15 protein-coding genes and 1 pseudogene are annotated in these 19,479 nt (G+C 56.9%); 7 read left to right on the top strand and 9 right to left on the bottom strand.

Translation table 11 applies throughout. From position 1 onward, the window contains the following. Positions 1-83: 83 nt before the first annotated feature. Together MUU51_RS10620 and avtA are read left to right on the top strand one after the other, a co-directional pair. Positions 84-2,114 (top strand): alpha-amylase, encoded by a 2,031-nt coding sequence (locus MUU51_RS10620; protein ID WP_258967728.1) that lies wholly within the window; start codon positions 84-86, stop codon positions 2,112-2,114. 156 nt (positions 2,115-2,270) lie between these two features. Next, entirely contained in the window at positions 2,271-3,527 is a 1,257-nt protein-coding gene (avtA, locus tag MUU51_RS10615; RefSeq protein WP_258967727.1) for a valine--pyruvate transaminase, read from the top strand. A gap of 85 nt (positions 3,528-3,612) precedes the next feature. Here the strand turns inward: avtA and MUU51_RS10610 are convergent, their stop codons facing one another. Beyond that, positions 3,613-4,434 (bottom strand): AraC family transcriptional regulator, encoded by an 822-nt coding sequence (locus MUU51_RS10610; RefSeq protein WP_159769185.1) that lies wholly within the window; start codon positions 4,432-4,434, stop codon positions 3,613-3,615. A 249-nt stretch (positions 4,435-4,683) separates the two neighbouring features. On the opposite strand from MUU51_RS10610, the gene MUU51_RS10605 reads away from it, so the two are divergent. Both MUU51_RS10605 and MUU51_RS10600 read left to right on the top strand, forming a co-directional pair. After that, positions 4,684-6,084: an MFS transporter gene (locus MUU51_RS10605; protein WP_258967726.1), complete on the top strand. Its 1,401-nt coding sequence runs from the start codon at positions 4,684-4,686 to the stop codon at positions 6,082-6,084. Positions 6,085-6,094: 10 nt separating this feature from the next. Next, on the top strand, positions 6,095-8,050 hold the full coding sequence (locus MUU51_RS10600) for a glycoside hydrolase family 127 protein (RefSeq protein WP_159769179.1): 1,956 nt from the start codon (positions 6,095-6,097) through the stop codon (positions 8,048-8,050). Between the two features lie 50 nt (positions 8,051-8,100). On the opposite strand, the gene MUU51_RS10595 is transcribed toward MUU51_RS10600, so the two are convergent. Continuing rightward, on the bottom strand, positions 8,101-8,508 hold the full coding sequence (locus tag MUU51_RS10595) for a type II toxin-antitoxin system HicB family antitoxin (protein WP_258967725.1): 408 nt from the start codon (positions 8,506-8,508) through the stop codon (positions 8,101-8,103). Positions 8,509-8,544: 36 nt separating this feature from the next. Further along, positions 8,545-8,693 (bottom strand): annotated as a pseudogene (locus MUU51_RS10590) (type II toxin-antitoxin system HicA family toxin); the annotation flags it as partial. Positions 8,694-8,986: 293 nt separating this feature from the next. Between MUU51_RS10590 and MUU51_RS10585 the strand changes: the two are divergent. Genes MUU51_RS10585 through MUU51_RS10575 form a run of 3 tightly spaced genes read left to right on the top strand, consistent with a single transcriptional unit; the run spans position 8,987 to position 12,198 of the window. Beyond that, positions 8,987-9,442, top strand: a complete 456-nt coding sequence (locus MUU51_RS10585; RefSeq protein WP_258967724.1) for a MarR family transcriptional regulator — start codon at positions 8,987-8,989, stop codon at positions 9,440-9,442. A 25-nt stretch (positions 9,443-9,467) separates the two neighbouring features. Continuing rightward, a complete protein-coding gene (locus MUU51_RS10580; RefSeq protein ID WP_159769170.1) occupies positions 9,468-10,646 on the top strand; it encodes an HlyD family secretion protein in 1,179 nt (392 codons plus the stop codon). Positions 10,647-10,656: 10 nt separating this feature from the next. Then, entirely contained in the window at positions 10,657-12,198 is a 1,542-nt protein-coding gene (locus MUU51_RS10575; RefSeq protein WP_159769167.1) for a DHA2 family efflux MFS transporter permease subunit, read from the top strand. Positions 12,199-12,240: 42 nt separating this feature from the next. Here the strand turns inward: MUU51_RS10575 and exaC are convergent, their stop codons facing one another. The 6 genes from exaC to MUU51_RS10545 form a co-directional block, all read right to left on the bottom strand. After that, positions 12,241-13,779, bottom strand: a complete 1,539-nt coding sequence (exaC, locus tag MUU51_RS10570; RefSeq protein WP_159769164.1) for an acetaldehyde dehydrogenase ExaC — start codon at positions 13,777-13,779, stop codon at positions 12,241-12,243. Positions 13,780-13,865: 86 nt separating this feature from the next. Then, on the bottom strand, positions 13,866-15,725 hold the full coding sequence (gene selB, locus MUU51_RS10565) for a selenocysteine-specific translation elongation factor (RefSeq protein ID WP_258967723.1): 1,860 nt from the start codon (positions 15,723-15,725) through the stop codon (positions 13,866-13,868). Next, positions 15,722-17,110 (bottom strand): L-seryl-tRNA(Sec) selenium transferase, encoded by a 1,389-nt coding sequence (selA, locus tag MUU51_RS10560; protein WP_258967722.1) that lies wholly within the window; start codon positions 17,108-17,110, stop codon positions 15,722-15,724. The genes selB and selA overlap by 4 nt, the downstream gene beginning before the upstream one ends. A 93-nt stretch (positions 17,111-17,203) precedes the next feature. Further along, a complete protein-coding gene (locus tag MUU51_RS10555; RefSeq protein WP_159769155.1) occupies positions 17,204-17,812 on the bottom strand; it encodes a glutathione S-transferase in 609 nt (202 codons plus the stop codon). Between the two features lie 62 nt (positions 17,813-17,874). Continuing rightward, positions 17,875-19,011, bottom strand: a complete 1,137-nt coding sequence (locus MUU51_RS10550) for an HlyD family secretion protein (RefSeq protein WP_159769152.1) — start codon at positions 19,009-19,011, stop codon at positions 17,875-17,877. A 5-nt stretch (positions 19,012-19,016) separates the two neighbouring features. Beyond that, entirely contained in the window at positions 19,017-19,340 is a 324-nt protein-coding gene (locus tag MUU51_RS10545; protein ID WP_159769770.1) for a DUF3302 domain-containing protein, read from the bottom strand. Positions 19,341-19,479 lie beyond the last annotated feature (139 nt).

The following is a 19,479-nucleotide window of genomic DNA, read 5'->3' as shown; positions in this document are numbered from 1 at the left end:
CTCCCCTGGAATGCCAATGAAGGAGGAGGGATAACACCGTGACGGCTGGCAAAATGCACTAAAATTGACTTCAGGTGAACGCGATGAAACTTGCCGCTGTTGTATTACTTCTGCTGCCCGGTGCCGCCTTCGCAGGCTGGACCGCCCCGGATTTTCCTGCATTCAAACCTGAAGGCAGTGGGACATTTGTCAGTCAGAAAACGCTGACGAAGGGTACACATCCGTTGACGTTACATCTTGACCAAGAGTGCTGGCAGCCCGCTTCGACGATAAAATTAAATGAAATGCTGTCGCTTGAGCCCTGCCACGGCGATGCCCCGCAGTGGCGACTGTTTCGCGACGGCGAGTACACGCTGGCGGTGGACACCCGCTCAGGCACGCCAACGCTGATGCTGAGCGTCAAAAGCGAGGCGGTGACAACTGCGAATGTGGAAGTGCGCCAGTGCCCACGCTGGGACGGTAAACCGCTCACGCTGGATGTCAGCAAGATCTTCTCAGAAGGCAGCACGGTCCGCGATTTTTACAGTGGGAAAATGGCGACGGTGAAAGAGGGCAAAATCACCATGCAGCCTGCTGAAGGCAGCAACGGCCTGCTGTTGCTTGAAAACGCGAAAACTCAGCAGCCCGCCGCGTTCGACTGGCATAACGCCACGGTCTATTTCGTATTGACCGACCGCTATGTGAGCGGCAATCCGAATAACGACCACAGTTACGGTCGCCATAGTGATGGTTTGCAGGAGATCGGCACATTTCACGGCGGTGATTTGCAAGGGCTCACCAGCAAACTCGATTATCTACAGCAGCTCGGGGTCAATGCGCTATGGATTAGCTCGCCGCTGGAGCAAATTCACGGCTGGGTCGGGGGCGGTACCAAAGGGGATTTCCCGCACTACGCCTACCACGGCTATTACCCACAGGACTGGACAAAACTCGATGCCAACATGGGCAACGAGCACGACCTGCGTCGTCTGGTAGACGAAGCGCACAAGCGTGGCATCCGCATTCTATTTGACGTGGTGATGAACCACACTGGTTATGCCACGCTGGCCGATATGCAGGCGTACCAGTTTGGCGCACTCTATTTGCAGGGCGATGCGCTGAAGAAAACCCTCGGCGAGCACTGGACCGACTGGAAACCCGGTCCAGGCCAGACCTGGCACAGTTTTAATGATTACATCAACTTTAGCGATAAAACGGCGTGGGAAAAATGGTGGGGCAAGCAGTGGGTCCGCACCGATATTGGCGACTACGACAACCCCGGCTTCGATGATTTAACGATGTCGCTGGCCTTCCTGCCGGACCTCAAAACCGAATCCACAACCGTTTCTGGCCTGCCGGTGTTTTATCAGCACAAACCAGATACTGCAGCCAGGGCCATTGCGGGTTACACGCCGCGCGACTATCTGACGCACTGGTTAAGCCAATGGGTGCGGGATTACGGCATCGACGGTTTCCGGATTGATACCGCCAAACACGTTGAACTCCCGGCCTGGCAGCAGCTAAAAACGCAGGCCACCGAAGCGCTGGCGGCGTGGAAGAAGGCGAATCCGGGTAAATCGCCTGATGAGGGCGCATTCTGGATGACCGGCGAAGCCTGGGGCCACGGCGTGATGCAGAGTGCGTATTACCAGCACGGTTTCGACGCGATGATTAATTTCGATTATCAGGAGCAGGCGGCGAAAGCGGTGAATTGCCTGGCCAACATCGACACCACCTGGCAGCAAATGGCTGACAAATTGCAGAATTTCAACGTGCTGAGCTATCTCTCCTCCCACGACACGCGATTGTTCCGCGAGGGTGGCAGCAAGGCAGCAGAACTGTTGTTGCTCGCCCCGGGTGCGGTACAGATATTTTACGGTGACGAATCTGCCCGCCCGTTTGGCCCTACTGGCTCCGACCCGTTGCAGGGCACGCGCTCAGACATGAACTGGCAGGACGTCTCCGGGCAAGAAGCCGCCACCGTCGCCCATTGGCAGAAACTTGGCCAGTTCCGCGCCCGCCATCCGGCCATTGGCGCGGGACGCCAAACCACGCTCACCTTGCCTCAGGCCTACGGTTTCGTGCGCGAACATGACGGCGATAAAGTGATGGTGGTGTGGGCAGCAAAACCCTGACAGGCTAACTCTCTGCGCACCATGCAGTGTTTTAATCCATAACTGGAATTAAACGCAGAACAAATCACCAAACAAGAAAGTCTTCACCGGTTTGCACCTCGCTGGCGCAGAGGTTATGGTTAGCCCCTACCCAGAAGACCGACAGAACACCTGTATATGACTTTTTCACTTTTCGGCGACAAATTCACCCGTCATTCCGGTATCACCCGCCTGATGGAAGATCTTAACGATGGCCTGCGCACGCCAGGCGCCATCATGCTCGGCGGCGGCAACCCGGCACAAATTCCGGAGATGAACGACTACTTCCAGAATCTGCTGGCAGACATGCTGGAAAGCGGCAAAGCGACTGAAGCGCTGTGTAATTATGACGGCCCACAGGGCAAAACCGAACTGCTGGCCGCCCTGTCGACCATGCTGCGTGAAGAGCTCGGCTGGGATATCGAACCACAGAATATTGCACTGACAAATGGCAGCCAGAGCGCGTTTTTCTACTTGTTTAACCTCTTCGCTGGTCGTCGTGCCGATGGAACCACCCGCAAAGTCCTGTTCCCGCTGACGCCGGAATACATCGGTTATGCTGATTCAGGTCTTGAAGAAGACCTGTTTGTCTCCGCGCGTCCGAATATTGAGCTGCTGCCAGAAGGCCAGTTCAAGTATCACGTCGACTTCGAGCATCTGCGCGTCACCGACGAAACCGGGATGATCTGCGTTTCCCGCCCGACCAACCCGACGGGCAACGTCATCACTGATGAAGAGTTGTTGAAACTCGATGCGTTGGCCAATCAGCATGGTATTCCGCTGGTCATTGATAACGCTTACGGCGTGCCGTTCCCGGGCATTATCTTTAGCGAAGCGCGTCCGCTGTGGAACCCGAACATCGTGCTGTGCATGAGCCTGTCGAAGCTCGGCCTGCCGGGCAGCCGCTGCGGCATCATTATCGCCAATGAAAAAATCATCAGCGCAATCAGCAATATGAATGGCATCATCAGCCTCTCCCCTGGCGGTATTGGCCCGGCGATGATGTGCGAAATGATCCAGCGAAAAGACCTGCTGCGCCTGTCAGAAACGGTCATCAAACCGTTCTATTACCAGCGCGTTCACGAAACGATTGCCACTATTCGTCGTTATTTGCCGGAAGAACGCTGCCTGATCCACAAACCAGAAGGCGCTATTTTCCTGTGGCTGTGGTTTAAAGATCTGCCCATCACCACTGAAATTTTGTACCAGCGCCTGAAAAAGCGTGGCGTACTGATGGTGCCTGGCGACTTCTTCTTCCCGGGGCTCGATAAACCGTGGCCGCACACGCACCAGTGTATGCGCATGAACTACGTGCCGGACCCGGAGAAAATCGAAGCGGGGGTCAAAATACTTGCCGAGGAAATAGAAAAAGCCTGGCAGGAAAGCGGCTGTTAAATCATGCTGGCCCTGAAAAATCGGGGCCAACGCTTCCCGTTGATAAAGTACGTCTGCCCTGCATTGCACAGTGCCTTGATGAAACTCAACCAGAATTGATATGTTCTTTGCAATAACGCCGCTTCCACGCCGCCGGAGTCAGCCCGGTGTGCTTGCGGAATATCTGCCTGAAATAACCGGTATCGCTAAACCCACAGCGGCTGGCCACTTCCTTCAACGACAGGGAGTCGCTGATCAGCAGTTTTTCCGCCGCCATCACCCGCTGGCGATGGAGCGCTTCGGTCAGCGTTAAACCGAACGTGCGTCGGTAAACGCGCCCGAGATAATCCGCGCTGCAGTGCAGCTCTTTCGCCAGCTGCGAGGTAGAAAGTGGCAAGTGATACTGCGTGCGCAACGTCTGCTGCGCACGGTAGGCCAGCGCTACGCCAGGGCTTTCGCTCGCGCTTTCCTGCGATCCCGCCGCTGAAAGCTGTTGGAGGATCAGCAACAAAATGCACTCCAGCGCAATGCTGCGGTGCACATTTTCCTGCTCGTTCAGGAACTGGCGGAACAGCGAGATGATGTAAGACGGGGAACCTACGCCCGTATGCTGCGGAATAGTCAGCAGCGTCTGGCGTAACGCGGAATTCAGCGTGACGTCGAGCCAGTCAAAATGCAGCCAGTAGAATTTAAGGTCCGCCGGAAACTTCCCTTCACCTACGTGCTGACATCCCGGACGCAGCAACAGGCTTTCGCCCGCCTGAACGCTAAACAGGCACCCATCTTCACGGATCCTGAACTCGCCGCGCTCGACAAATACCAGTTCCCAGGAATTCAGTTTGCGCGCCGGATGGCTGCCCACGCCGCGTGAAATGAACAACCCTCCGTTCTGCACCCGAATCGGAAACGCTATGGATAATTCAATCATGGATATTCACTTTCTCGCTTTTTAGCGTGAATAAATTGCCTCTTATCTTTGATTATTAATTAAAAACAGCCAGCGCACCGGATCACGATCACACTTTGCGCATCAGGTCGGAATCGTCATCTTTTTCTACTTTCCCCTTCCCTTGTTGGGCGCGCGATTCCAGGCAGAATGGATCAGGTACCTTGCGAAACACACAATAAGCCCGCCCAAAAGCGGGTCACGCACCCTGACCTACGTGAGGAGTTTTCAATGACTTCTGCTCCGATTACGCAAACCGAACTCGCGCAACACACCGCCAACGAGGCGCTGTCGACCCGAGAAAAAATCGGTTACGGGCTGGGCGATGCCGGTGGCACCGTCATCACCTGCCTGATCATGAACTTTTTGACCTTTTTCTATACCGACGTTTTCGGCCTGACTCCGGCGCTGGTCGGCACATTATTCATCGCCCTGCGCGTCTTTGACGCCATTTCGGACCCGATAATGGGCGTCATCGCCGACCGTACCCAAAGCCGCTGGGGACGCTTTCGCCCATGGCAGCTGTGGATTGCGGTGCCGATTGGCCTCATCGGCGTGCTGACGTTCACCGTGCCAGACGTCAGCATGAACATGAAAATTCTCTGGGCATTCGGCACCTATCTGCTGCTTTCCGTGAGCTATACCGCCATCAACGTGCCGTACTGCGCGCTGATCAACACCATGACCACGCGCCATTCCGAAGTGCTGGCCTGTCAGTCCTGGCGCTTTGTGCTGTGCGGCGTGGCGGGCTTTTTAGTCTCCGTAGGGCTGCCGTGGCTGGTGTCTGCGCTCGGAAAAGGCAACGTCGCGCACGGCTGGCAGATGGGCGTCGGCATTCTGTGTGCGGTGGCGGTGGTGATGTTCCTGTGCTGCTTCTTCTGGGTGCGCGAGCGCGTACCGCTGGACACCATGGGCCAGTTTACCCTCCGCCAGCACATTGCCGGACTGCGTAAAAATGACCAGTTGCTGCTGATGCTGGTGATGTCCTTCCTGCTGATCAACGTGTTCAACATCCGCGGCGGCGGCTACATGTACTTCATCACCTACGTTTTACAGGGCAGTACGGCGTACACCTCACTGTTCTTCACGATGGTGACATTTGCATCAATACTCGGTTCGATCGTCGTCAATCCGCTGACAAAACGCGTCGATACGGTAAAACTTTACTATTACACCAACCTGGTTTTAGCCGTGTTAGCGGTAGCGATGTGGTTCCTGCCCGTCGGCCCGGCGTGGCAGACGCTGTGGCTGGTCGTTATTCTCGGCAACGGCATCATTCTCGGCTTCACGCTGCCGCTGCACTTCGGGCTAATGGCCTTCGCCGACGACTACGGCGAGTGGAAAACCGGTGTGCGTTCATCCGGCATGAACTTCGCCTTTAACCTTTTCTGCATCAAGCTCGCCTGGGCGTCCAGCGCCGGGATCGTCAGTCTGGTATTCATCTTCGTCGCCTATCAACCCGGCACCGGGAACCAGACCGCGGCCTCGCTGCACGGCATGACCGCGATGGAAACACTGTTACCTGCGGTGTTCCACTTGCTGCTGGCCTTCACCCTGCGCACCTGCAAACTCAACAACCCTATGATGTCGCGCATCGCCACCGACCTGCGTGTGCGCCATGTTCAGTCTTAAGGAGAACGTTATGTCTGTGATGGAAGTCGACCTGCATAAGCTCAAAGTCAGCGATCCGTTTCTCGGTCAGTACCAGCAACTGGTGCGTGACGTGGTTATTCCCTATCAGTGGGACGCGCTGAACGACAGGATTGCAGAAGCCGATCCGAGCCACGCTATTGAGAATTTCCGTATCGCCGCCGGACGCTCACAAGGTGAGTTTTACGGCATGGTGTTTCAGGACAGCGACGTCGCAAAATGGCTGGAAGCGGTGGCCTGGTCGCTGTGCCAGAAGCCGGACAGCGAGCTGGAAAAGACCGCCGATGAAGTGATTGAGCTGGTTGCGGCGGCCCAGTGCGACGACGGCTATCTGAACACGTATTTCACCGTTAAAGCCCCGCAGGAGCGCTGGACTAACCTCGCGGAATGCCACGAGCTGTACTGTGCCGGACATATGATTGAAGCCGGCGTGGCCTTCTTCCAGGCCACCGGCAAGCGTCGTCTGTTGGACGTCGTGTGCAAACTCGCCGACCACATCGACCACGTTTTTGGCCCCGGTGAAAACCAGCTGCATGGTTATCCGGGGCATCCGGAAATTGAACTGGCGCTGATGCGACTGTTCGACGTCACGCAGGAACCGCGCTATCTGCATCTGGTGAATTACTTCGTCGAACAACGGGGAACGCAGCCGCATTACTACGATATTGAGTACGAAAAGCGCGGAAAAACCTCGTACTGGAATACCCATGGTCCGGCGTGGATGGTAAAGGACAAAGCCTACAGCCAGGCGCATCAGCCGCTGGCAGAGCAGCCGACGGCCATCGGTCACGCGGTACGTTTTGTATACCTGATGACTGGCGTGGCGCACCTGGCGCGGCTCAGCAACGACGAAGCGAAGCGCAAGGATTGCCTGCGTCTGTGGAACAACATGGCTCAGCGCCAGCTGTACATCACCGGCGGGATTGGCTCCCAGAGCAGCGGCGAAGCGTTCAGTAGCGATTACGACCTGCCCAACGACACGGTGTACGCCGAAAGCTGCGCCTCGATTGGCCTGATGATGTTCGCCCGGCGGATGCTGGAGATGGAAGCCGACAGTCAGTATGCCGACGTGATGGAACGCGCGTTGTATAATACCGTGCTCGGCGGCATGGCCCTGGATGGTAAGCACTTCTTCTACGTTAACCCGCTGGAAGTGCATCCGAAGTCGCTGAATTTCAATCACATCTACGATCATGTAAAGCCTGTCCGCCAACGTTGGTTCGGCTGCGCCTGCTGCCCTCCGAATATCGCCCGCGTGCTGACCTCGATCGGGCATTACATCTACACGCCGCGTGAGGACGCGCTGTACATCAACCTGTACGTCGGTAACAGCGCCGAAGTCACGGTAGGCGATGAAACGCTGCGTCTGCGCATCAGCGGGGAATTCCCGTGGCAGGAAAAAGTCACCATCGCCATCGACTCAGCCCAGCCGGTGCAGCACACGCTGGCGCTGCGTTTACCGGACTGGTGCGACGCGCCGCAGGTATCACTCAACGGCGTCCCGGTGACGAGTGAAGCCCGCAAAGGCTATCTGCACATCAACCGCCGCTGGCTGGAGGGTGACACGCTGACGCTCACGTTCCCGATGCCGGTTCGCCGCGTTTATGGCAACCCGCTGGTACGCCACGTGGCCGGAAAAGTCGCGATTCAGCGCGGCCCGTTGGTGTACTGCCTCGAACAAGCAGACAACGGTGAGGAACTGCATAACCTGTGGCTGCCGGAAAACGCGACGTTCAATGCGTTTGAAGGCAAAGGCCTGTTCGCCCACAAGGTGCTAATTCAGGCCGAAGGTGTAAAACAGACTTCAGCAAAACCGGAGCAGCAATCCCTGTGGCATTACGACCGCTCGCCTGCCACCCGCCAGACCCAGACGCTGACCTTTATCCCGTGGTTCTGCTGGGCCAACCGCGGCGAAGGTGAAATGCGGATCTGGGTGAATGAGGGGTGATTGCGACATGCCCGGCGGCGCAGGCTTGCCGGGCCTACAAAACCTCATGTTCACCCCTGCAGCACCCGCCGTGCGGCTTCGGCAAGAAATGCGCTACGGTTGCTGAATCGCGGATGTTCGAGAACAAAGCCATCAATTTTTGCGAGTAGACGCCGTGGCAGGGTGATGTTGATCCGCTCTGCCCGTCCGTCAAATTGATTCATATTGATATCCACCAGCAGCCACTGCCCGCCGCTGAAATCCTCCGACCGCTGCTCAAGGTGATGTTCAACCGCGTCAGGATTCGGGATGATGTCCTGCATCTCACACAGAGTTTCAAAATGGGCCGTCAGTGCGCTTCGGGCATCCTGGAACGCCGCGTCGAGAGAATCCCCCGCAAAATAACAACCGGGAACATCAGGGAAAAAGCCACTGGCGCTTCCGTCGGCGTCAGAATGGATATAAGCCGGATAAAACATGGTCGCTCCTGAAATTTAGTGTTTGAGCCCTGCCTGACGCCAAATTTGCATCAGCGTCCCAGGCTTGATGTCTTTTTTCGGATGGGGAACCGTGACCAGCCCAGGCCGCTCGGGATGACGAATTGATGATGACTTCCCCTGGTGCGCTTCTCAATCCAGCCGTTCTTTTTCAGAATGCCTATCACTTCCGCACTGGTCACATTATCTTCCCTCGATAATTATACACACCATACACACACCATCAGTAATAGACATCACGATATCGCACGTCAGGTATCTGAGCAGGGGGAGAATTGTCATTCGGGAATGTGCTACGCAGTAAAGTTTATGGGTGATGCAAACGACAGGAAGTTTTACAGCCGCGCGCGCAAAACGGAGCGGAGCGGTGTTTGTCAATCCGTGTGCTTTACACTGACGTTTATTGACAATAGTTGACCTGGCAGTAATCATTAATTTAATTACTGACCAGGCAGCTATCATGACATCCGCAACGGCGAGCACCGACAAAAACCTGCATCTGGGTTTGCTTTTTCATCTGGCAAGCCAATTCAAAGACCAGCTTATCAGTCACTATTTTTCCGGTGCCGGGGTTACCGCGCCGCAATTTAAGGTGCTGATTAATATCTTCAAAGGGAACACCCGCCCGGCGGAAATCTGCAAAAGCTTGCAGATGGATACCGGCGCGATGAGCCGCATGGTGGAAAGGATGGTCAAGCATGACCTGATTGAACGCCATCCTAATCCGCAAGACAAACGCCAGGTGATCCTGGCCCTGACGGAGAAAGGCCAACACCTCTGCGAAACCTTTCAGAATGAAGCACTTAATACCATCCTGGCTGATTTAACGGCCCGTCTGACCCCCGATGAATCCCAACAGCTGAAAGACATTCTTATCAAAATGCTGCCGGACGAATTCACGGCTCCCCATCGCTAAGCACAAGCCAAAGGCCATTATCACTATGGAAAACACCGCTCCGGACACGACTCAACGTCCCAGCAAACGCAAACGTAATTTCGCCATTTTATTGCTGATCCTCATCCTCGCCGCCGCAGGCAGCCTGGCGTGGTATCTGCTGTATGCCCGTTTTTATGAATCAACCGATGACGCCTATGTCAACGGCAACCAGGTCACGCTGACCCCGCAGATTGCCGGGACGGTAACACAGGTAACGGTCGATGAAGGCGATTTCGTGCAGAAAGGCCAGCCGTTGGTCCTGCTTGACCCGAGCGATACCGAAATTGCGTTGCAGCAGGCCGAAGCCGATCTCGCCAGCACCGTGCGTCAGGTTCGCGGTTTATACAGCACTGCCGATAATTATCGCGCGCAGGTAGCGGCCAAAAAAGTCGCGCTGCAAACGGCGCAAAATGACTACAACCGCCGACAGAAAATTTTCGCCAGCGGCGCGGTCTCAGCGGAAGACCTTTCCCATTATCGTGATGCGGTCACCAGTGCGCAGAGCGATTTAACCGCTGTAGAGCAGGCGTTGAAAACCAATCAGGCGATGGTCGATGACACCGTTATCGACAGCCATCCGGAAATTAAAACTGCCGTAGCGACCCTGCGTCAGCGCTATCTGGATAACGCCCGTAGCACCATCGTTGCGCCAGTCAGCGGCTTTGTCGCGAAGCGTGCTGTACAGCTTGGGATGCGGGTGACATCCGGTACCACGCTGTTGTCGATCGTGCCGCTGAAGGAAGTGTGGGTCGATGCCAACTTTAAAGAGAGCCAGATGCAGGACATGCGCCTGGGGCAGAAAGTGACGCTGAATGCGGACCTGTACGGTGATGACGTACAGTATCACGGCACCATCGAAAGCCTGGGGATCGGCACCGGGAGCGCGTTCTCGCTGCTGCCTGCGCAGAACGCCAGCGGGAACTGGATCAAGATTGTGCAGCGTCTGCCGGTGCGCATTGCGCTCGACGAACATGACATGCAAAAGCATCCATTGCGTATTGGTCTGTCGATGAACGTGCAGGTCGATATTCGTGACCTCGACGGCCATCTTCTGCCGCAAAAAACCGTTAGCGAGCCGCGCTTTACCACCGACGTGTACAACACGCCGATGGCAGCCGCCGACAAACTGGTCGCCAAAATTCTGCATGACAACAGCAGCGCCGTAGCCTCCGCGCAGCGCTAGGAGAGCAGTTATGTCAGAACCTAAGGCCGCTTATACGCCACCGAGCCTGATCCTGGCGACGCTGGCGTTGTCCCTGGCGACGTTTATGCAGGTGCTGGATTCCACCATCGCCAACGTGGCCCTGCCGACCATTTCCGGTAACCTCGGGGTCAGCGCCGACCAGGGCACATGGGTTATCACTTCCTTTGCGGTGTGTAACGCCATTGCCCTGCCGCTTACCGGCTGGTTTACCCGGCGTTTTGGTCAGCTTCGGCTGTTCATCGCTTCAGTGGTGTTTTTCACCCTGACCTCGTTCCTGTGCGGCTTCGCCCACAGCATGACGGAGCTGATTATCTTCCGAGCGCTGCAAGGCTTTTGCGCCGGGCCGATGTTCCCGATGTGCCAGACGCTGTTACTGGTTATCTTCCCGCCGATGAAGCGAAGTATGGCGCTGGCACTGCTGTCGATGGTGACCGTGGTTGCGCCGATTGTCGGGCCGATTACCGGCGGATGGATAACCGATAACTACTCCTGGCCGTGGATTTTTTATATCAACGTACCCATCGGTATTTTTGCCTCGATTGTGGTCTGGACGCAGCTTCGCGGGCGTGAAGAAACCACGCAGTCTTCACCTATCGACTACATCGGGATCATGCTGCTGGTGCTGGGTGTGGGCCTGTTGCAGGTGGTACTCGATAAAGGCAACGACGAAGACTGGTTCTCCTCCACGCCGATTATTGTGATGTCCATTGTCTCCGCCATCAGCCTGATTTCCTTTGTGATGTGGGAGCTGGATGACAAGCATCCGATCGTGAATCTGCGCCTGTTTAAGGACCGTAATTTCGCGATTGGTACGCTGTCGTTAATGCTCGGCTATGCCGCGTTCTTCGCCATTAACATTATTCTGCCGCAGTGGCTGCAAACGCAGATGGGCTATACCGCCATCTGGGCCGGGCTTGCCGCCGCGCCGATGGGTTTTTTACCGTTGCTGATGACGCCGATTATCGGGCGCTACGCCACCCGCGTGGACCTGCGGATTCTATGTTCATTGTCGTTCCTGACGATGGGCGCGTCATGCCTGATGCGCGCGCAGTTTAGTACCGATGTGGATTTCCGCACCATTGCGGGCGTGCAGATGTTTATGGGGATTGGGGTGGCGTTCTTCTTTATGCCGCTGACGACCATCGTGCTGTCTAATCTGCATGGCAACGAAGTGGCGGAAGGTTCTGGCCTGGCGACATTCTTCCGCGTCCTCGGCGGCTCGTTTGCCTCCTCGCTGACCACCTGGATTTGGCAGCGCCGCGAAATTTTCCATCACGCCAACCTGACGGAAAGTGTGTCGCAATACAATCCGGCGGCGGTGGATTACGTGCAGAAGATGGGCGGCCCGACGCAGCAGCATTTCGCGCTGATCGACAGAACCATCGAACAGCAGGCGTACATGATGTCGACGATTGATTACTTCTGGCTCCTTGGCTGGGGCTTTATGGGGTTGATCGTCATTATCTGGTTCACCCGTCCACCGTTTGTGAGATCCGGCGCACCGAGTGCCGCCGCGTCGGCAGGACATTAAGTAAAAAGATGCCCGGTGGCGCTGCGCACCGGGCATTTTCCGTTAGAACAGGCCTAACGGTTTATCGGAGTAACTCACCAGCAGGCATTTGGTTTGCTGGTAATGCTCGAGCATCATTTTGTGGGTTTCACGGCCAATTCCTGACTGCTTGTAGCCGCCAAACGCGGCGTGGGCAGGATAGGCGTGATAGCAGTTGGTCCACACGCGCCCGGCCTGAATGCCGCGCCCCATTTTATACGCCAGATTACCGTTGCGACTCCAGACGCCCGCACCCAGCCCGTATTGGGTATCGTTGGCAATCGCCAGCGCCTCTTCCATGGTTTTGAACGTCGTCACGGATAACACCGGGCCAAAGATCTCCTCCTGGAACACCCGCATATTGTTTTTGCCAAACAGGATGGTCGGCTCGAGGTAATAGCCCTCTTTCAGATCGCCCTCGAACATTTTGCGCCGTCCGCCGGTCAGCACGTCCGCCCCCTCTTTTTTACCGATGTCGATGTAGTTGAGGATAGTGTCCATTTGTCCACTGGAAACCTGCGCGCCCATTTGCGTCACGTTGTCGAGCGGGTTGCCGCTGCGGATGCTTTCCACCCGACGAATGGCGCGTTCCATAAAGCGGTCGTAGATGGATTCATGCACCAGCGCGCGGCTCGGGCAGGTACAGACCTCGCCCTGGTTGAAGGCAAACAGCGCCAACCCTTCCAGCGCTTTCTCAAAGAAGGCGTCCTCTTCGTCCATCACGTCGGCAAAGAAGATGTTCGGCGATTTTCCGCCGAGTTCCAGCGTCACCGGGATGATATTCTGGGTGGCGTACTGCATGATTTGCTGGCCGACTTCCGTCGAGCCGGTAAAGGCCACTTTGTTGATGCGTTTTGAGGTCGCCAGATATTCGCCGATTTCACCACCCGCGCCGTTGACCACGTTCACCACGCCCGGCGGCAGCAGGTCGCCGATAATCTCCATTAGCATTAATACCGACAGCGGCGTCAGGCGAGCAGGTTTGAGGATCACACAGTTTCCGGCAGCCAGCGCTGGCGCCATTTTCCAGCTCGCCATCAGCAGCGGGAAGTTCCACGGAATAATCTGCCCGACCACGCCCAGCGGTTCGTGGAAATGATAGGCCACGGTATCGCTGTCGACTTCGCTGATCCCGCCTTCCTGCGCGCGGATACAGGAGGCAAAATAGCGGAAATGGTCAATCGCCAGCGGCACATCGGCGGCAGTGGTTTCGCGAATCGGTTTACCGTTATCCCAGGTTTCCGCCGTCGCCAGGAGCTCGATGTTTTGCTCCATGCGATCGGCAATTTTGAGCAGAATGGCAGCCCTGTCCTGGACAGAGGTTTGCCCCCATTTGTCTTTGATTTTATGCGCCGCATCCAGCGCCAGATCGATGTCTCGCGGCCCGGATGACGCGACTTCACACAACAACTGCCCGGTGACCGGAGTCAGGTTTTTGTAGTACTCGCCGTCCGTCGGTGCGACCCAGTTGCCGCCGATAAAGTTGTCGTAACGCGCTTTCAGCTTGAGGGGAAAACCATAAACGCCGGGCTGGATGCCCGTGGAGGGAGGATTGTTGGTCATTACCGTCTCCTTGCAGTGAGGTGTCCTGTAAGGGTAGACGCGGCTGGCGATTTCTTCGCCAGCCGTTTAACGCTTTACGAGCGCGGTCACGGATTGCTGTCTTCGGGCTCCGGGAACAGCATCGCATCGCGCAGCAGGTGGTCGTTGCCGCGACGGCGCGTGAAGCCAATGCGGTCGAAATATTCGAGGATCTGTATCGCCAGTTTTCGCCCGACGTTGAGGCTGTCGCGGAAATCAGCGGCACAGGTTGAGCCGCGCATCTGATCGAGGTAGCGTATCAGCCCGGCAAACTGCACGATCCGGTCATTGCGGTAATAACGGTCTTTGACGATCGCGGTGATCATCCCCTGCTGTGCCGCCTGACGCAGCGTCTGCCGCATGACCTGTTCGTCTGCGCCCGCCTGCTGAGCAAGGTCGCGCACCCACCACGGCTCAGCGCCAAACAGCGGTTCCACTTTTTGCCACAGCACGCGCTGTTCGTCAGTGAATCCGGCTTTGTGTTCCGGCAGATGCAGCCAGCCGTGATGACTGCCGATAATGCCGGACGTACGCATCCGCTCCAGCAGCATCAGCACCAGCGCCTCGTCCTCCATCGGCAGCGCGATACGCCGCAGACGTTCGCGGCCCGGCCCCGGCTCGTCGCGGTGCTGATCGTGATACACCGCCAACGCATCAAGCAGCTTTTGCTGCCAGTGCGCCGCGAGACTGGCGCTGAGAAGGTTATCACCCGCCGTCAGCAGGTCGCGTGGACGAGTCAGTTCAGCCATCCCCACATCGTTGAGCTGTCGCGTCCAGCCAAATTCGCTCAGGCGAACCGCGTCGCGCTGCAAATGGATATCGAGCGCCTGTCCGTTATTTTCCGCCGCTGCGAGCTGTGCCAGCCAGACCAGATATTCCGGTTTACGCTTGCCGCGACGCGGGGGATTGAGTGTGATCACCCGCGCACCGGCCAGCGTGACGCGGGCAGAAATATCGCGCAGCACCAGCCGGTCGTTATCCGCCAGATGCAGCGGCGTGTCGAAAACCAGTTCCGCCAGATTGTTTTCCAGCAGCGAGACGCGCCCGGTGATGTGGCTCGCGGCATAGTGAATGTGCAGCGGCTGCCACTGACTCAGCGGCGTATGACAATGTAGCTCAACAATCACCCGCTCTGACGGTTCCGCAGGCCGTTGCGACAGCAGCCAGTCGCCACGGCTAAGGTCTTCTTTTTGCGCATCGCCGCTGATGTTCAGCGCGATACGCTGCCCGGCGTGAGCCTGCCCGGCAGGCTGGTTTTGGGCGTGCAACCCACGCACGCGCATTGGGGTATTCGCCCCCGTCAGCCACAGCGTATCGCCGACGTTCACTTCGCCGGAAAGCGCAGTGCCCGTAACCACCAGCCCGACCCCTTTGACGGTGAACGCCCGGTCAATCGCCAGACGAAAACGTTGATGTTCAACGTGCTGGCGTTCGGCCAGTTGTAAAAGATGCGTGCGCAGGGCATCGATGCCTTGCATTTGCGTGGCGGCGGTTTCAAACAGGGAAACGTCATCAAAGCCGTATTCACGTAAAACATCGACAACCTGACGGTGAACCTCACTGATACGCGCGGCATCCACGCGATCGGTTTTGGTGAGCACCACGGTTAAAGTGGGTTTGCCCGTCAGTTGCAAAATCGCCAGATGCTCACGGGTTTGCGCCATCACACCATCGTCACAGGCCACCACCAGCAGCGCATGATCGATACCGCCCACGCCCGCCAGCATATTCGCCAGAAACTTTTCATGGCCCGGTACGTCGATGAACCCAGGCACGCGCCCGTCGGGCTGTGGCCAGTAGGCGTAGCCCAAATCAATCGTCATTCCGCGTGCTTTTTCTTCCGGCAGACGGGAAGCGTTGACGCCGGTTATCGCCTGCAACAGCGTGGTTTTGCCGTGGTCGACGTGACCGGCGGTGGCAATAATCATTTCAGCACACTCTCCAGAAAGCGTGATTCATCTTCAAGACAACGTAAATCGAGCCATAAACGCCCGTCGCTAATCCGCCCTAACACCGGCGTGTCGAGGCGTCGCCAGCGCTCGGCCAGCGCCTCAAGCGATGCGCCGCGCCCGTCGGTCGGTGTGAACGTCAGCGCCTGGGACGGTAAGCGGTCGACCGGCAGCGAACCGCTGCCAATCTGCGATAAACACGGCTCAAGACGTACATCAAACGCCGGATAATGCGCCTGAAGCGGAGCCAGTAAGCGCTCGCCCTGTGCGCGGATATCATCCTGACGGCGGGCCAGCAGGCGTAGCGTCGGCAGTGTCTGACGCAATTTTTCCGGATGCAGATAGAGGCGCAGGGTGGCGTCCAGCGCCGCCAGCGTCATTTTATCGGCCCGCAGCGCGCGTTTCAGCGGGTGCGTTTGCAGCTTTGCAATCAGTTCGCGTTTGCCCACGATAATCCCGGCCTGCGGGCCGCCGAGCAACTTATCGCCGGAGAAACTCAGCAGGCTGACGCCGCTGGCAATTAACGCCTGCGGCATCGGCTCTTTCGGCAAACCGTACTGGCTTAAATCCACCAGCGAACCGCTGCCCAAATCCGCGACCACCGGAATGCCGTGTTCATGCCCGATGGCGGCCAGCTCTGCTTCATCGACCGCTTTAGTAAACCCTTCCACGCTGTAATTACTGGTGTGGACCTTCATCAGCAGGCCGGTATTGTCGTTGACAGCCTCACGGTAATCACGCGCATGCGTGCGGTTGGTGGTGCCCACTTCATGTAACACGCAGCCCGCCTGGCGCATCACATCCGGAATGCGGAACGCGCCGCCAATCTCCACCAGTTCGCCGCGTGACACCACCACTTCTTTACCGTTCGCCGTCGCCGCCAGCATCAGCAGCACCGCTGCCGCATTGTTGTTGACGATGCAGGCATCTTCCGCGCCGGTAAGACGGGTGAGCAATTCCGCGATCGCGCGGTCACGATGCCCGCGCCCGGCGCCGTCGAGGGAATATTCCAGCGTCACCGGCTCGCGCATTACCTGCGTGACTGCCGCCACGGCAGTTTCGGCCTGAAGCGCGCGCCCCAGATTGGTGTGCAGTACGGTACCGGTGAGGTTAAACACCGGTCGCAGCGGGCTTTGCGCCTCGTCGCTCAGCCTTGCGACCGCCGTCTGATGCCAGTCCTGACACCATTCGGGCAGCGTGCCATGAGTGCGAATGGCCTCACGGGCTTCATCCTGCAACTGGCGTAATACATTCACCACCTGGCTGTGCCCGGTGTTAGCAATAAGCTCGGAAAATGCCGGGTCGCGCAACAGGCGATCGGTGGCGGGAATTTGACTGAACAGCGAAGGGTTTTCGGTGGTCATGAATAAGCCTGTGGTATGCCCCCTCCCAACGGGAGAGGGGAATAAACGTGCGGGAATTGTACTGCTATTGCGAACTGAGCGTCATTGATCGCGCTACGCTTTTGGCGGTTCGGTGCGGGCAAAACTGTCGCGCTGGAACAGGGCTTCTACCAGCTTCACCAGATGCGGGCGCTTGGCGCACCAGCCAGGGGAAACGCGACGAAAATTAAGATAGCCCACCGCGCAGGCCACGGCGATGGTGGCCAGGTTCAGTTCATCGGCTTTTAGCGTGCCGTTGGCAGCGTATTCTTCCAGGGCATCCAGCGAGCGGGTGATTTTTTCACGCTGGCGCAGCAGCTCGTCTGGTGACTGCTGGGCCGCCGGGCGCGCCTGCTCGCGCACGGACACCAGTCCCGCATCCATGATGCCGTCGGCCAGGGATTCAAGCTGGCGCATGCGCAGCGCGGCTTTGGTATCTCGCGGCATCATGGCGGGCGCGATATCGAGCAGCTCGATGTACTGGGCGATAATCGGAGAGTCGAACCAGCATTCGCCGTCGTCGGTCACCAGCGCCGGAACCTTGCCGAGCGGGTTATACTTTGCCACGCCGCTTTCGGCGTTGTACGGCATCTCGTTGATAAACTCGAACGTTATCCCCTTTTCGAGCAGGATAACCGAGATTTTACGCACAAACGGGCTGGTATAACTGCCAATCAGTTTCATCGCCTGCTCCCTGAATATTCCGCAAAAATATCAGTATGGCGCAGGTGGGTTAAAAATTCAGGTTAATGATCAAGATACAGATAGTGCATCCAGCTGGTCATGCGCAGTAGCACTTTACGCATCACCGCGACGTGGCTGAAATGGTCGGAATAGACCGCTACCTGGGCGTAAATACCATCCGGCAGAGATTCCACCTGCGTATTGGGCGCAAGCTCGATAAGCGCTAAGACGCCATCGGTGCCGGGCACTACCGTCAGCGATTGCAGCGTGCCCTGCGCCTGATACGAACCGCCTGGCACCACCGGCAAAATAGAGGTCAGCTTGCCGGTGAATACTTGCCCTGGCAGCGCATTAAACACCACTTCGGCCATGTCCCCTGGCTCGAGACGCAGGAGCGAGTTCTGCCTGAACTGCGCGACAATTTGCCGTTTTTGCTCGGGGATAAAGACCATCACCGGGCGCAACGGCAGCGCGGCGGCGTAGGTTCCGGGGCGAATCAACACCTGAGTGGCATAACCGTCGCTGGGGGCTCGCACCACGGTTTGTTCGAGGTTATACCGCGCCTCGGTCAGCTGCGCACGCAGGCTGACGATTTGCGACTGTTCGCCGTTGACCATGCTGTCGAGTTGGCTCTTGATCTGCGACTGTTCAGCCACCGAGGATTTCACCATCGCGTCCTGCGCCAGATAATTTTGCCGGGCATTGTCGATGTCACTTTCTGAAAACGGATTCACTCTCGCCTTACTACCTTGCAGATAGCGCTGATAATCTTTATACAGCCGGTCGCGTTCCGCACTGACGCGCTGAGTATTGGCCAGCGCTTCGGTCAATTGCCCTTTCATCGATTCAGTGTTGTGAATCGCCGTGACTAAATCGGCCTCCAGGCGGCTGACCCGCGCCTGATAACGCGTGGGGTCGAGTTTAAACAGCACGTCGCCTTTTTTAATCAGCACGTTTTGCTTATCGGTGACTTCGCTGACAATACCCGTGACTTGCGGCGTTATCGGAATCGAGATCACCGCTTTTTGCGCCTGTGCGGTATACGGGTGGTTATAATTCATTAATAAGATAAGCCCGCTAACAATAAAAACGCCACCCAATGCTGCGGTCGGAACCGTCCATTTATTAACCGGGATTTTGAATATTTTAAATATCGCCCAGGCCAGCGCGACGTAGGTCAGAATAATGAGTAAATCCATGATAATTACTCCGCAGACGACCGTTGTGTGTCCGCAAGTTTCTGCTCAAGCTCCGAGACCCGGCGCTGTAATTGAATCAAAGACTCGTGCTCCGCTTGCATTCCCCAGCCGCGTTCTGGGCGGTACAACGTGGCCCAGATCCATAAAAATGGCCAGATAACATGCAGGGTAAACAGACTCACCCAACCTGCGACGTGTATGGCATCGGCGTGAGGGTGATTGCGGGATTTGGCGATAAGATAAGGAATATCATGCAAAATAATGATCCCGTAAAAAATCACCAGAAAGACGAAAATAAGCACACCTAACGCAAAATAATTAAGAAACATAGCCGCCTCGAAATTATGACACGCCCATCGGCACGCGCCCCGTTGCGGAACGCCTGAGTGATAACTAAAAATTAATCGCCAGTCGGTCATATTGCTATAACACAGAATGCGTAAACTCGCCGTCCGTTGACCGTGTTAC

The organism is Scandinavium manionii, assembly GCF_024764775.1.
GTDB classification, from domain to species: Bacteria; Pseudomonadota; Gammaproteobacteria; order Enterobacterales; family Enterobacteriaceae; genus Scandinavium; species Scandinavium manionii.
The sequence above is the reverse complement of the archived record's forward strand: the minus strand, read 5'-3'. Positions and strand labels throughout refer to the sequence as shown.